Origin of the sequence: Shinella sumterensis (genome assembly GCF_004514425.2) — a bacterium.
Taxonomy (GTDB): domain Bacteria; phylum Pseudomonadota; class Alphaproteobacteria; order Rhizobiales; family Rhizobiaceae; genus Shinella; species Shinella sumterensis.
Map to the genome: position 1 here is coordinate 162,195 of NZ_MYFN02000004.1, position 13,013 is coordinate 175,207.

The following is a 13,013-nucleotide window of genomic DNA, read 5'->3' on the forward strand; positions in this document are numbered from 1 at the left end:
GGCGACAATCGCTGGCGTAACCAGGAAGATTTTCCGAAGCGTGGAAATTTCGCGGAAGAGTTGTGTTATGAAGAAGATGCCGGGTGCATGCCCGGCATACCGAAAGGAGGTGAGACGTTTGAAAATCCGGGTTTCGGTTATTGTCAGACTGTTCGGTTGGCGCCTGACTCTGACAGTAAGCCGATAACAGAACGGAGATCGGGCTTCGGCCCGGTCTCCACCGGAGGAAAGGCGTCTCACCTCCTCACGGCGAAGATCATACCACGGCTTTGGCCATGGACAAAGCCGGTCAGTTCGGCAGGAAGGCCTTCAGCGGATCATGCCGCTGGGCGGCGTCGCGCGGCAGCGATGCCAGCACGGAATATTCGCGCGCGGCATTCACGGCCGCGCGGATATCGGCGATGTCGGAAACCAGTCGGCGGAATTTCAGCATGGCTTGCTCCTGTGTGCATCTGCCGGGCGCGCGGTTGCGCACCCGATCCGCATCAGCGCGTGACGAACTCGGCGAAGAGCTGGGCAGGACGGTTGATGCGGGAAAAGCCGATGGCCGTAAGCTGCTCGTTGGCCGGCGCGCAGATGCCGCCGAAACCACGGCCGGCACGAAGACCGGAATGGCGGAGCGTCTCAAAGCTCGAATGGATGGGCCGAAAACGGGCGGTCATGGGTTCAGTTCCTTAAATCCTGTCCCTCCCATGTCCACATATTGCGCCGCAACATGGATTTTGCAATGCGACATTCTGCCCGGCAGATATGTGTAATTCGCATGGCTGATGAAACATTCTGTTCATGCTTGAGGCAGAATTGCGGCTGCGCGAGTGGCTGCCATCTAGTGGCGTTCGCCAAGTTGTTGAAAATAAAGAGCGCGGGTGAAATGCCTAGGCTTTCAGCCCTGCACGAAAAGCGAGCAAATCCTGCCAGGCGAGCCGCTTGCTGATCGGTGCCGTGACCAGATCCTGTGGATGCAGCGTCGCAAAAGCCGGAATCGTGCGGCCGGAAACGTCGATTTCGCGCCATTCGCCGCGCAACTGATGGATCGTATCATTCGACCGGAACAGGAAACGGGCGGCGAAATTGCCGAGAACCAGCAGGTGATTCGGCTCGGCAAGCGCAATCTGCCGCTCGATGAAGGGCCGGCAGATATCGGCCTCGCGCTGCGAGGGCGGGCGGTTGCCCGGCGGCCGCCACGGCACGACATTGGTCAACAGGATATCGGCACGCGCGAGCCCAATGCCGGCGAGCATGCGGTCCAGCATCGCGCCCTGCCGGCCGGAAAAGGGTTGGCCGTCGCGGTCGTCGTCGGCATTCGGCATGGCGCCGATCACCATGACGGCGGGCTTGGCATTGCCCTCGGCGAAGACGAGGCAGCGCGCGCTGGTCTTCAGGTTGCAGCCGTTGAAGGCTTCCATCGCCGTGCGCAGTTCCTCCAGCGAACGGGCGCTGCTGGCGACAAACTCCGCCTCGGCGACCGCCTGGCTGTCCGGGATGGCGACGTTCGGCAGGGGGGCGGGTGCGGCGGCGCGGGGCTGTTCCTGCCGTTGCGGCGCCTGACGGGCGGGGCGCTGCGGTTCCGGTGCTGCCTCTTGCCGGGCCGGCATGCCGCGCGCCGCGCGCATCGCCTCGAATTCGGCGATGCGGTCGACAGCCTCCTCCTCCAGCAACCAGTCGACGCCCGCATCCGCATAGAAATGCAGAAGCGCGCGAAGCTGCTCGGGATGGAGGTCGCTGGCGGTGGTCATGGCCGCACCTTAGCGAAGCGGCGGCGCGGAGGAAAGCGCCGCCCTCATGCAACCCACGTCGCGATGTCGTCGCTTTCGCCGATCAGCGCGAGACCGTGGGCGATCGACAGAAGCTCGCCGCCGCTTTCGATCTTGTCGCCATCGAATCGACGCGTGAATATCCCCCGCACCGCGGGCACGAACGATGTGCCGCCGGTGAGAAACACCTTGTCGACAGCCGAAGCCGGCGTCCCGGTCTTCTCCAGCACCTCGTCGAGCGCGCCCTCGATACGGGCAAGGTCGGGCGCGATCCATTGTTCGAAATCGGAACGCTTCACCGTTTTGCGGCCGGCGGCCCCGAGCGGCGGGAAGTGGAAGGCCGCTTCCTCCTCGACCGACAGCGCCATCTTGGTCGCCGAGATAGCCTGATAGAGCGGGTAGCCCTCGTCGTGGTCCACGAGGTCGATGAAGAGTTCCAGCTTTTCCGGCTCCAGCGCGGAGCGCACCAGCGACTTCAGGTCCGCGAATTCGCGCGTCGTCTTGAAGATCGACAGCTGGTTCCAGCGCGAGAAGTTGGCATAGTAGCCGGAGGGCACTTCCAGCACCTTGTCGAAGCTCTTGAAGTGCGAACCCTTGCCGATTTCCGGCGCCACGAGATGCTCGATCATGCGGGAATCGAAATGGTCGCCCGCGACACCGACGCCGGAATGGCCGATCGGCGTTGCCGTCAGCCGCCCCGCCTGCCGCTCGAAGCGGATGAGCGAATAGTCCGTGGTGCCGCCGCCGAAATCCGCGACGAGCACGGTGGCGTCGCTTTTCAGCGTCTGCGCGAAGTAATAGGCGGCCGCGACCGGCTCGTAGACATATTGGATTTCCGGAAAACCGAGCTTCGTCAGCGCGGCATTGTAGCGCTCGATTGCGAGATCCGGATTGGGGCTCGCGCCGGCGAACTGCACCGGCCGGCCGGCGATCACGCGCGATACGTCTGCCGGCCATCCGTCGCCGGCATAGGTTTTCAGGCGGCGCAGGAAGATTTCCATCAGGTCGTCGAAGCTGTGGCGGCGCGCGTGGACCAGCGTCCCCTGGAAGAGCGCGCTCGCCGCAAAGGTCTTGATCGACTGGAGGAAGCGACAGTCTCCGGGATTGTCGATGAACTGGCGGATCGCCGCCTGGCCGGCCTCCACCTTCAGCGCCTGCGCGCCAACGACCGGATCCTTCATGAAGGACAGCGCCGTGCGCATCGTGTCGGTGACGCCGGCGCTGCTTTCGAAGCGCATGGATTGCGTGTCGCTGCCGCCGGTGGCCAGCGCCATGACGGTGTTGGTCGTGCCGAAATCGAGGCCGAGTGCCCGTGCCATTGCCGTGCCCCTGTCATTGCAAAAAAATGGATTGAACCAGGGCAGTTGGCCCCGTGCGAAGAGGCGCGTCGGGCGCGCCCTGATTTTGGAGAGCGCGCCAGATGGCACAGCCGGCGCGCGATGGCAAGGGGAGGCGGCGGCTCAGAGCGAGCTTGCGGCCCCGCCGTCGCAGCGAACGAGGCTTCCGGTGACATAACTCGCCGGCGCGCTGCACAGGAAGGCGGCGGTGGCGGCGAATTCCGCCACGGTGCCGTAGCGCCGGGCGGGGATGGCCGCCTCCGAGGCGGCGCGCACCTCTTCCACGCTCTTGCCGCTGCGCTCGGCGGCGGCGGCATCCAGGCTGGTCAGGCGGTCGGTCATGATGGAGCCGGGCAGCAGCAGGTTGCTGGTGATGCCGTATTGCGCGACCTCGCCCGAAAGCGTCTTTGACCAGCCGGCCAGCGCCGCCCGCAGCGTGTTGGAGAGCGCAAGCCCCGGGATCGGCTCGATCACGCCGGAGGAGGCGACGGTCAGGATACGGCCCCAGCGCTGCGCCTTCATGCCGGGCAGGAGCCGGTTCGTCAGCGTGATGATGCCCAGGACCATGGACTGGAAATAGGTCGTGAGCTTTTCGACGCTCATGTCTTCCGTCGAACCCGGCGTCGGGCCGCCCGAATTGTTGACGAGGATATCGACCCCGCCAAGCTTTTCGGCAACGGCACTCGCCACCGTATCGACGAAGCCGTCGTCCGAAAGATCGGCCTGCACCCAGTCCGCGCGGCCCGGGCCCTCGGCGTTGATGGCCTCGCAGTTCGCCTTCAGGGTTTCCGCGCTGCGGCCGCAGAGCAGAACATGGGCACCCTCGCGGGCGAGCGCGACGGCGATGCCCTTGCCGAGGCCGCGGGAGGAGGCGAGAACGAGGGCGCGTTTGCCGGCGATGCCGAGATCCATGATGTCAGTCCTTGCGTTGGGCGCCCCGTTGGCGCGATGGCGTTGTGCCGCGATGCATTTCGACCGGGAGGCAGGCGTGAACGGCGCTGACGCACGACAGGTCCACAGCCGGGCCATCGCCTCCGATATGGTAAAGCATGCCGCCGAAATCGTTGAAGTCCAGTGCGGGCATTCGGGTAGTCTCGCAGATGGCACGGTTTGTGTGGACGGCTTTGCCGCGCATGCCTAGCCCTGCCATGGAGCGGAATCAAGTACGGGGCGGCGCAGCACCTGTCAGAGCAGTTGACGTTTACGTTAAAGTCAATAAAAATTCGTCCCGTGTCATCATCTCATGCGCAAATGCGCGGACGCTCTGTCGCAGAACGGCTCGACAAGATTTCTGGTATTTGTCATGAGAGGGTTCACCAGAGGGTATTTCCGCGGCTTTCGAGGGTTGCGGCGAGGAGAGAAAATTGAGCGAAGAAATGGAACTCCCCGAACGCGAAAGCATGGAATTCGACGTCGTGATCGTCGGTGCGGGGCCTGCCGGCCTTTCGGCGGCGATCCGGTTGAAGCAGGTCAATCCTGATCTCACCGTCGTCGTGCTCGAAAAGGGCTCGGAGGTCGGCGCGCACATCCTGTCGGGCGCCGTTGTCGATCCCATCGGCATCGACCGCCTGCTGCCGGACTGGCGCGAGGATGCCGACCATCCCTTCAAGACCGAAGTCAAGGACGACCATTTCCTGTTCCTCGGCCCGGCCGGTTCGGTGCGCCTGCCGAACGCGTTCATGCCGCCCTTGATGAACAACCACGGCAACTACATCGTCTCGCTCGGCAATGTCTGTCGCTGGCTGGCGACGAAGGCGGAAGAGCTCGGCGTCGAGATCTATCCGGGCTTTGCCGCCACCGAAGTCCTCTACAACGACGAGGGCGCGGTCATCGGTGTGGCCACCGGCGACATGGGCATCGAGCGCAACGGCGAGCCCGGCCCGAACTATACCCGCGGCATGGCGCTGCTCGGCAAGTACACGCTGATCTCCGAGGGCGTGCGCGGGTCGCTCGCCAAGCAGCTGATCGCGAAGTTCGACCTCCAGAAGGATCGTGAGCCCCAGAAGTTCGGCATCGGCCTCAAGGAGCTCTGGCAGGTCAAGCCGGAGAACCACAGGCCCGGCCTCGTGCAGCACTCCTTCGGCTGGCCGCTCGGCATGAAGACCGGCGGTGGTTCGTTCCTCTACCACCTCGAAGACAACATGGTCGCCGTCGGCTTCGTGGTGCACCTCAACTACAAGAACCCCTATCTCTATCCCTTCGAGGAGTTCCAGCGCTTCAAGACGCATCCGGCGATCCGCGGCACCTTCGAGGGCGGCAAGCGGCTGTCCTACGGCGCGCGCGCCATCACCGAGGGCGGCTACCAGTCGGTGCCGAAACTGTCCTTCCCGGGCGGTGCGCTGATCGGCTGCTCGGCCGGCTTCGTCAATGTTCCCCGCATCAAGGGCAGCCACAATGCGGTGCTCTCGGGCATGCTGGCCGCCGAAAAGCTGGCGGATGCGATTGCCGCCGGCCGGGCCAATGACGAGCCGATCGAGATCGAGCAGGGCTGGCGCGACAGCGCCATCGGCTCGGACCTCAGGAAGGTGCGCAACGTCAAGCCGCTGTGGTCGAAGTTCGGCACGGCCATCGGCGTGGCGCTCGGTGGTCTCGACATGTGGACGAATACGCTCCTCGGCTTCTCCTTCTTCGGTACGCTGAAGCACGGCAAGACCGACGCGCAGTCGCTGGAGCCGGCCGCCAAGCACCAGCGGATCGATTATCCGAAGCCGGACGGCGTGCTGACCTTCGACCGCCTCTCCTCGGTGTTCCTGTCGAACACCAACCACGAGGAAGACCAGCCGGTCCACCTGCAGGTCAAGAACCTGGAGCTGCAGAAGACATCCGAACTCGACGTCTATGCCGGCCCCTCGACGCGCTACTGTCCGGCCGGTGTCTACGAATGGGTGGAGAAGGACGGCAAGGACGTGTTCGTGATCAACGCGCAGAACTGCGTGCACTGCAAGACCTGCGACATCAAGGACCCGAACCAGAACATCAACTGGGTCCCGCCGCAAGGCGGCGAAGGACCGGTCTATCCCAATATGTAATGCGAAATACGCAGCGTATCGAAAAGGCCGCCCTTCGAGGCGGCCTTTTTGTTGCCGTGGATCTTAATCGTTCCTGCAACCGCAGCGCGCCGATTAACCCTCGATTAACCATAACTGCATAGTTTTCGCCCCGACGGATCATATATTCAGGGGGCTTTAACCATGTCGATTTCCCGCCGCGGATTCCTGCTCGGTGCATCCGCGCTGCTCGCAGGCTGCGCCACCAACGGCACCAGCGACCGCGCCAATTACGGCGATCGTCTGGATGAACGCCATCCGTTGAAGGCGATGCCGCTCGACAAGATCAAGCCGGAGCTGCGGCGCCAGGAAGTCGCCTATGCCTCGACGCACGCCCCCGGCACCGTCGTCGTGGATACGCCGGCGCGCCGGCTCTACTACGTGCTCGGCGACGGCAGGGCGATACGCTACGGCATCGGCGTCGGCCGCCAGGGTTATTCGCTGGCCGGCAGCGCCTATATCGGCCGCAAGGCGGAGTGGCCGAGCTGGACGCCGACGCCGAACATGATCCGCCGTGATCCCCAGAAGAACCTGAAATATGCCGGCGGCGTTCCCGGCGGCCTGAACAATCCGCTCGGTGCCCGCGCCATCTATCTTTACCAGAACGGCAACGACACGATGTTCCGAATCCACGGCACCAACCAGCCGTGGTCGATCGGCCAGGCCATGTCGAGCGGTTGCGTGCGCATGCTCAACCACGATGTGATCGACCTCTACGAGCGCGTGAAAACGGGTGGGCGCGTGCACGTTATCCAGGGTCGCCGCGAGGCCTGAGTTTCCGGCGCACACAGCATCGTCGCAAAAGGTCAAAAGGCCGGCGAAAGCCGGCCTTTTCCTTTTTAAGGTTGAAAAAGCTGTTCGTTATCATAGGATTGCGGGCATCCCCGCGGGGCTGGGTGCACTTCCGGTGGTATTAATAAATTGATACCACATGACGCATCGGGTTTAGTGGCAGACGCATTCATACCGGCATTCGACGCAGTAGCTGCAAAAGTCGAGGGTGCGGTAATCGCGGATTTGGCGCTGCATCAACGGCCTGTCCGCACACGATCCGCGGAGGATAACGGGCTCGGCGGCGGTGCAGCGGGTCCGATGGGGCACAACGACACCGCCATAAAAAGGGAACCATCATGAAACATCTTCTCGCTTCCACCTGCCTCGTCGTCGGTCTCATGGCCATGACGGGTGCGGCGCGCGCCGAATGCGGCAACGTGACCATTGCCAGCATGAACTGGCAGAGCGCCGAGGTTCTCGCCGCGCTCGACAAATTCATCCTGAGCGAAGGCTATGGCTGCAACGCCGAGGTCATCGTCGGCGACACGGTCCCGACCATCACCTCCATGACCGAGAAGGGCGATCCCGACCTCGCGCCGGAAGGCTGGGTCGACCTGCTGCCCGACGTCGTCAACCGCGGCATCGAGGAAGGCAAGCTGGTCGGTGCGGCCGTCGCGCTTTCCGACGGTGCCGTTCAGGGCTGGTGGATCCCGAAATACATCGCCGACGCGCATCCCGACATCAAGACCATCGACGACGTGTTCAAGCACCCGGAACTGTTCCCGGATCCGGAAGACAAGAGCAAGGGCGCCGTACACAACGGCCCGCAGGGCTGGGGCGGCACGGTCGTGACCAGCCAGCTCTACAAGGCCTATGGTGGCGAGGCGGCGAACTTCACATTGGTCGACACCGGCTCGGCAGCCGGCCTGGACGGCTCCATTGCCAAGGCCTACGAGCGCAAGGAAGGCTGGGTCGGTTACTACTGGGCGCCCACCGCGCTGCTCGGCAAATACGAAATGGTGAAGCTCGAGCACGGCGTCCCCTATGACGAAGCCGAGTGGAAGCGTTGCAACACGGTTGCCGATTGCCCGGATCCGAAGAAGAACGACTGGCCGAAGGACAAGGTGCAGACGCTCGTCACCAAGAAGTTCTCCGAACGCGCCGGCGAGGACGTCATGGGCTACCTCAACAAGCGTGCCTGGACCAACGACACGGTCAACAAGCTGATGGCCTGGATGACCGATAACCAGGCGAGCGGCGACGACGGCGCCAAGCATTTCCTCGAGGAAAACGAGGCGATGTGGAAGGAATGGGTCTCGCCGGAAGCCGCCGAGAAGATCAAGGCAGCACTCTGATCGCCTGACACGATGCGGCGGCGCGCAGTGCGTGCCGCCGCTCCACGTTTCGTTTCGGTGCATGCCCATGGCGCAAATCGATGCGCACTTTCCTTCGGCATGCATCAGGGTTGGGCTCGCAAACCGGCGCAAGACCGGTAGAGCGGAAGGGGACTGACATGGAATGGTTGACAAAATTTCCGACGATGGACGCAGGATCGCTCCGTGACCTGAAAAAGGCCATCGACGAGGGCTTCCGCGGTTTCACGCGCGCCTATGGTGACAGCATCGAATCCCTTTTCGAGCCGTTGCAGCATTTTCTGATCTGGTCGGAGCGCTTCATGACGCGCACGCCCTGGCCGATCATCCTCATTCTCATCGCCCTCATCGCATGGTTCGCCAGCCGCAACTGGAAGATCGTCGTCGGCGCCGTCGCCACGCTTCTCGTGATCGGCTATCTCGACATGTGGGACGATACGATGAAGACGGTCTCGATGATCTTCGTCTGTACGGTGCTCTCCATCGTCATCGGCATTCCGATCGGCATTCTGATGTCGCGCTCGGACCGGGTGCAGAACGTCATCAATCCGATCCTCGACGTGATGCAGACGATGCCGAGTTTCGTCTACCTCATTCCCGTCGTCATGCTGCTCGGCATCGGCAAGGTGCCCGGCCTGATCGCCGTGGTGATCTATGCCATCCCGCCGATGATCCGCCTCACCAATCTCGGCATCCGCCTGGTGGACAAGGACGTGCTGGAAGCAGCCGATGCGTTCGGGTCGTCCGGCTGGCAGAAGCTGAAGAACGTGCAGATGCCGCTGGCGCTGCCCACCATCATGGCCGGCATCAACCAGACGATCATGATGGCGCTCGCCATGGTGGTCATCGCCTCGATGATCGGCGTGCAGGGCCTCGGCCAGCCGGTGCTGAAGGCCATCTCCAACCAGTACTTCACGCTCGGCATCTTCAACGGGCTGGCCATCGTCGGCATCGCGATCATCTTCGACCGCGTCAGCCAGGCCTTCGGCAAGCGCCTGCAGAAGCATCGCGAGATCGTGCACGGCTGATCGGCGATCGGTTCGCAAGACGAGGGCGCCCCGGCGAAGGCCGCGGGCGCCCTTTTTCGTTCAGCGGGCCGTCTTCCAGGCGACGACCATCAGGGCGCCGATGACGGTGATGTGTTCCATCACGACATAAAACTCGACGGTGCGCATCGGCTCTTCCATGGTCCAGAAGTTGTGGGCGATCGGAATGGTCAGCGCGGTGAAGACGGCGAGCATGCCGGCCCCCAGCCAGGTCCAGCGGTTGGCGATGATCAGGGCCGAACCGACGAGCTGCACTAGGGCGGTGGCGATGTTGAAGAGGGCGGGCGGCTCGAGGCCGAAATGCGCCATTTCCGCCACGCCGCCACTGAAGTCGGCCAGCTTGGCGATGCCGGACAACCAGAACATGGATGTAAGGACGAGGCGGGCAAGCAAGCCGAAGGCCCGGCTGCCGGTAATGCTTTCGACGAGGGCAGTCATTCATGTCTCTCCCATGACATGGCCGCGACGGGCCGGTTCGCCCGCTCCGCGCGCCTTTCGGCAACCGGAGCGGCACGATCCTGTCTAGCAGAGATTCGACGCGGGTTGTGCTGCGGGCAAGACAACCCTCATAAATTTCAGAGGGAGGTCAGAAGCCCTCCAGCACCAGCTTGCCGCGGGTCCGGCCGCTTTCGATCAGGGCATGCGCCTTGCGCAGGTTCTCCGCGTTGATCGTGCCGAGCGTCTCGGCGAGCGTCGTGCGGATCGTGCCCTCATCGACCAGCTGCGACACCGCGTTCAGCAGATTGTGCTGCTCGATCATGTCGGGTGTGTGGAAAAGCGGACGGGTGAACATCAGCTCCCAGTGGGTCGACACCGCCTTGCGCTTGAAGGGCATGACATCGAGCGTGGCCGGGTCGTCGATCAGTCCGAAGCGGCCTTGCGGCGCGATGGCTTCGACGATGGCGGGCAGGTGCTCCGTGGTGTTGGTGGTGGAGAACACGAAGGCCGGGGCGCCGATGCCGAGCGCGGCCACCTCCGCCGCCAGCGGCTTGCTGTGATCGACGACGTGGTGGGCGCCGAGCTCCTTTACCCATGCCGCCGTCTCGGGCCGCGATGCCGTGGCGATGACAGTGAGATCCGTGAGGCTGCGGGCGAGCTGTACGGCAATGGAGCCGACGCCGCCGGCCCCGCCGACGATGAGGATGGCATTCGCGGCACCCGGCACGCCGTCGCGCACCTTCAGCCGGTCGAACAGCATTTCCCAGGCCGTGATGGCGGTCAGCGGCAATGCGGCGGCGGCGGCGAAGTCGAGCGAAGCGGGCTTGCGGCCGACGATGCGCTCATCGACGAGGTGGAATTCGGCATTCGTGCCGGGCCGGTCGATGGAGCCCGCATAGAAGACGGCGTCGCCGGGCTTGAACAGCGTCACGTCAGGCCCGACGGCCTTGACGATGCCGGCGGCGTCGAAGCCCAGCACGCGCCATTCGCCCTCCGGCGGCGGCGCCTTGCCGCGAAGCTTTGTATCGACAGGGTTCACCGAAACGGCCTTGATCTCGACCAGCAGGTCGCGGCCCAGCGGCGCGGGTGTCGGCAGCTCGATATCGACAAGAGCGGTTTTGACGGTGATGGGCTGTGGGGTCTGGTAGGCGATCGCGCGCATCGTGGGTTCCTTTCGCGTTGAATGGAACCTAGATGAAGGGTAACGTCGCTTCACGCAAGAATGCACAAATAGTGTCCATAGTATCGAAAAGGATACCGTCGATGTCGCGTCCACGCGCCAAGCTCACCAGCAGCTTCCCCGGTTGCCCGGTCGAATCGACCCTGTCCTTCCTGGATGGAAAATGGAAAGGCGTGATCCTTTTTCACCTGTTGGACGGCAAGCTGCGCTTCAACGAACTGCGCCGCAAGCTTCCGAGCGTCACGCAGCGCATGCTGACCAAGCAGCTGCGCGAGCTGGAGGAGGCGGGCATCGTGTCGCGCACCGTTTTCCCCGTCGTGCCGCCGCGGGTCGATTACGCGCTGACGACCGTCGGCTGCAGCCTCAAGCCGGTCATCATGGCGCTTGCGGCATGGGGCGCGCGCAATGTCGTCTGCCACAACGGCCGCAACGTCATCCGCCTTGCCGATGAAACGGAAACGGCGTCCCCCGGAAGGGGCGCCGCCTGAAGGTTTGGCGATCGACCGGAGGCTTTCACTCTGCCGGGTAGGCCGGGGATGCGGTCCGCTCCGCCTTTTCAAGCGCAAGCGAGACGAGGAAGACGCCGAAGCCGACCACCGCCGTCGCAGCCCCCACGAAGCCCATCGATTCATAGCCGTAGCCGGCGTTGATCGCCATGCCGCCGAACAGGGCGCCCAGCGCATTGGCGATGTTGAAGGCGGAGTGATTGAGGGCGGCGGCCAGCGTCTGCGCGTCGCCGGCCACGTCCATCAGGCGCGTCTGCAAGGCGGGGCCGACCACGAAGCTGCACCCGATGAGGAAGCAGCACAGCCCGAGCAGCACGGGATTGTGTGCCGTCAGCGACAGGGCGACGAGAACGCCGAAATACAGGACCAGCGACCAGCCGATCGTGCGCATCAGCGAGAGATCGGCAAGCTTGGCGCCGAAGAGGTTGCCGACGATCATGCCCGCGCCGAAGATCGCCATATAGACCGGCACCATGCCGACATTGAGCCGGGCCACGTCCGTCACGATCGGCGAGATGTAGGTGAAGACCGCAAACATGCCGCAGAAGCCGGTCGCTGCGATACCGAGCGTCAGCCAGACCTGCTTGCGCTGCAGCGCGCCGAGTTCCGTCAGCGCATTGACGCCTTTCGGAGCCTTGTCGCGCGGCAGGAAGGCGGCGATCAGGCCCACCGTCAGAAGCCCGGTCACGCCGACGGCGACGAACATGAACTGCCAGTTGAGGATCTGCCCGAAGAAGGCGGCAAGCGGCGTGCCGATCAGGGTGGAGACGGTCAGGCCCAGCATGACCTTGCCGACAGCCTGCGTGCGCTTGTTGACCGGCACCATGGAGGCCGCGACCAGCGCGGCCACGCCGAAATAGGCGCCGTGCGGCAGGCCGGAGAGAAACCGGAACAGCATGAAGCTGTGAAAGCTCGGCGCGGCCGCGCTTGCGAGATTGCCGGCGGCGAAGACGCCCATCAGCACCAGCAGCAGGTCGCGGCGGCGAAAGCGCGCGCCGATGACGGCGATGACGGGCGCGCCGACCACGACGCCGAAGGCATAGGCGCTGATGACATGACCCGCCGTCGCGTTGCTGACGCCGAACGTACCCGCGACATCCGGCAGGAGGCCCATGATGGCGAACTCGCCCGTGCCGATGCCGAAGCTGCCGACGGCCAGCGCCAGGATGATGAGGGTGACGGTCAAGGCCGGAAGCGGCGGCTGCCCGGAGGAGAGGGCGGCATTGGGCAATTTATGTTCGGACACGGTGGCTCCGCAGGATGTGGCCATGCGGCACACCCGGCCATGAACCCTCACAAGGGCGGCCACTCCTCCTGGCTGCTTTGCGGTGCGGTTCGGCCGGACTGGCCGCAATGGGAATAGATATCGGCCGGCAGCGTCTTCACGACGCAGGCGGCTGCTTGAGATATAGCAAAACGGGTGCGGATGCCTACTGTGATTTTTGGCCCGCGCCGGTCAAGCGGCTCGCGACGACTTCACGATTTATTGCATTCCCGTGTCCGCCCGCCTGTGAATCGCCGCTTTCTCTCCTATCTAATGCAGCCAAAGAGGGCCTTC

Annotated in this window: 13 protein-coding genes; 5 read left to right on the forward strand and 8 right to left on the reverse strand. The window is 64.0% G+C overall.

What is annotated here, in order from left to right:
- Positions 1-289 precede the first annotated feature (289 nt).
- The 5 genes from B5M41_RS09740 to B5M41_RS09760 all read right to left on the reverse strand — a co-directional run bounded on the left by B5M41_RS09740 (position 290) and on the right by B5M41_RS09760 (position 4,003).
- Positions 290-433: a hypothetical protein gene (locus B5M41_RS09740; RefSeq protein WP_160870912.1), complete on the reverse strand. Its 144-nt coding sequence runs from the start codon at positions 431-433 to the stop codon at positions 290-292.
- 52 nt (positions 434-485) lie between these two features.
- Positions 486-662: a hypothetical protein gene (locus tag B5M41_RS09745; protein ID WP_167718880.1), complete on the reverse strand. Its 177-nt coding sequence runs from the start codon at positions 660-662 to the stop codon at positions 486-488.
- Between the two features lie 213 nt (positions 663-875).
- Positions 876-1,736 carry a uracil-DNA glycosylase gene (locus B5M41_RS09750; protein ID WP_134647518.1) on the reverse strand — a complete coding sequence of 287 codons (861 nt, stop codon included), beginning with the start codon at positions 1,734-1,736 and terminating at the stop codon, positions 876-878.
- Positions 1,737-1,780: 44 nt separating this feature from the next.
- A complete protein-coding gene (locus B5M41_RS09755; protein ID WP_134647517.1) occupies positions 1,781-3,073 on the reverse strand; it encodes an Hsp70 family protein in 1,293 nt (430 codons plus the stop codon).
- A gap of 141 nt (positions 3,074-3,214) precedes the next feature.
- Positions 3,215-4,003 (reverse strand): SDR family oxidoreductase, encoded by a 789-nt coding sequence (locus B5M41_RS09760; protein WP_134647516.1) that lies wholly within the window; start codon positions 4,001-4,003, stop codon positions 3,215-3,217.
- 452 nt (positions 4,004-4,455) lie between these two features.
- Between B5M41_RS09760 and B5M41_RS09765 the strand changes: the two genes are divergently transcribed.
- The 4 genes from B5M41_RS09765 (at position 4,456) to B5M41_RS09780 (ending at position 9,313) form a co-directional block, all read left to right on the forward strand.
- A complete protein-coding gene (locus B5M41_RS09765) occupies positions 4,456-6,120 on the forward strand; it encodes an electron transfer flavoprotein-ubiquinone oxidoreductase (protein ID WP_134647514.1) in 1,665 nt (554 codons plus the stop codon).
- Between the two features lie 162 nt (positions 6,121-6,282).
- Positions 6,283-6,912: a L,D-transpeptidase gene (locus B5M41_RS09770; protein ID WP_134647512.1), complete on the forward strand. Its 630-nt coding sequence runs from the start codon at positions 6,283-6,285 to the stop codon at positions 6,910-6,912.
- Between the two features lie 356 nt (positions 6,913-7,268).
- A complete protein-coding gene (locus B5M41_RS09775) occupies positions 7,269-8,267 on the forward strand; it encodes an ABC transporter substrate-binding protein (RefSeq protein WP_134647510.1) in 999 nt (332 codons plus the stop codon).
- A 158-nt stretch (positions 8,268-8,425) separates the two neighbouring features.
- Complete coding sequence (locus tag B5M41_RS09780) at positions 8,426-9,313, forward strand: ABC transporter permease (protein ID WP_134647508.1); 888 nt, start codon at positions 8,426-8,428, stop codon at positions 9,311-9,313.
- A 60-nt stretch (positions 9,314-9,373) separates the two neighbouring features.
- Here the strand turns inward: B5M41_RS09780 and B5M41_RS09785 are convergent, their stop codons facing one another.
- Both B5M41_RS09785 and B5M41_RS09790 read right to left on the reverse strand, forming a co-directional pair.
- Positions 9,374-9,769, reverse strand: coding sequence for a DoxX family protein (locus B5M41_RS09785; protein WP_134647506.1), 396 nt, complete (start codon positions 9,767-9,769; stop codon positions 9,374-9,376).
- Between the two features lie 148 nt (positions 9,770-9,917).
- Positions 9,918-10,931: a zinc-binding alcohol dehydrogenase family protein gene (locus tag B5M41_RS09790; protein ID WP_134647503.1), complete on the reverse strand. Its 1,014-nt coding sequence runs from the start codon at positions 10,929-10,931 to the stop codon at positions 9,918-9,920.
- Between the two features lie 101 nt (positions 10,932-11,032).
- Here B5M41_RS09790 and B5M41_RS09795 point away from each other — a divergent pair, with 101 nt between their 5' ends.
- Entirely contained in the window at positions 11,033-11,437 is a 405-nt protein-coding gene (locus B5M41_RS09795) for a winged helix-turn-helix transcriptional regulator (RefSeq protein WP_134647501.1), read from the forward strand.
- A gap of 25 nt (positions 11,438-11,462) precedes the next feature.
- Here the strand turns inward: B5M41_RS09795 and B5M41_RS09800 are convergent, their stop codons facing one another.
- Positions 11,463-12,725, reverse strand: coding sequence for an MFS transporter (locus B5M41_RS09800; RefSeq protein WP_134647500.1), 1,263 nt, complete (start codon positions 12,723-12,725; stop codon positions 11,463-11,465).
- Positions 12,726-13,013: the final 288 nt, after the last annotated feature.

Excerpts from the sequence above, each read along its gene's own strand:
- B5M41_RS09770 (WP_134647512.1), top strand. The coding sequence starts at position 6,283 with ATGTCGATTTCCCGCCGCGGATTCCTGCTCGGTGCATCCGCGCTGCTC.
- B5M41_RS09760 (WP_134647516.1), bottom strand. The coding sequence starts at position 4,003 with ATGGATCTCGGCATCGCCGGCAAACGCGCCCTCGTTCTCGCCTCCTCC.
- B5M41_RS09780 (WP_134647508.1), top strand. The coding sequence starts at position 8,426 with ATGGAATGGTTGACAAAATTTCCGACGATGGACGCAGGATCGCTCCGT.
- B5M41_RS09740 (WP_160870912.1), bottom strand. The coding sequence starts at position 433 with ATGCTGAAATTCCGCCGACTGGTTTCCGACATCGCCGATATCCGCGCG.
- B5M41_RS09775 (WP_134647510.1), top strand. The coding sequence starts at position 7,269 with ATGAAACATCTTCTCGCTTCCACCTGCCTCGTCGTCGGTCTCATGGCC.
- B5M41_RS09750 (WP_134647518.1), bottom strand. The coding sequence starts at position 1,736 with ATGACCACCGCCAGCGACCTCCATCCCGAGCAGCTTCGCGCGCTTCTG.
- B5M41_RS09800 (WP_134647500.1), bottom strand. The coding sequence starts at position 12,725 with ATGGCCACATCCTGCGGAGCCACCGTGTCCGAACATAAATTGCCCAAT.
- B5M41_RS09755 (WP_134647517.1), bottom strand. The coding sequence starts at position 3,073 with ATGGCACGGGCACTCGGCCTCGATTTCGGCACGACCAACACCGTCATG.
- B5M41_RS09745 (WP_167718880.1), bottom strand. The coding sequence starts at position 662 with ATGACCGCCCGTTTTCGGCCCATCCATTCGAGCTTTGAGACGCTCCGC.
- B5M41_RS09790 (WP_134647503.1), bottom strand. The coding sequence starts at position 10,931 with ATGCGCGCGATCGCCTACCAGACCCCACAGCCCATCACCGTCAAAACC.
- B5M41_RS09795 (WP_134647501.1), top strand. The coding sequence starts at position 11,033 with ATGTCGCGTCCACGCGCCAAGCTCACCAGCAGCTTCCCCGGTTGCCCG.
- B5M41_RS09785 (WP_134647506.1), bottom strand. The coding sequence starts at position 9,769 with ATGACTGCCCTCGTCGAAAGCATTACCGGCAGCCGGGCCTTCGGCTTG.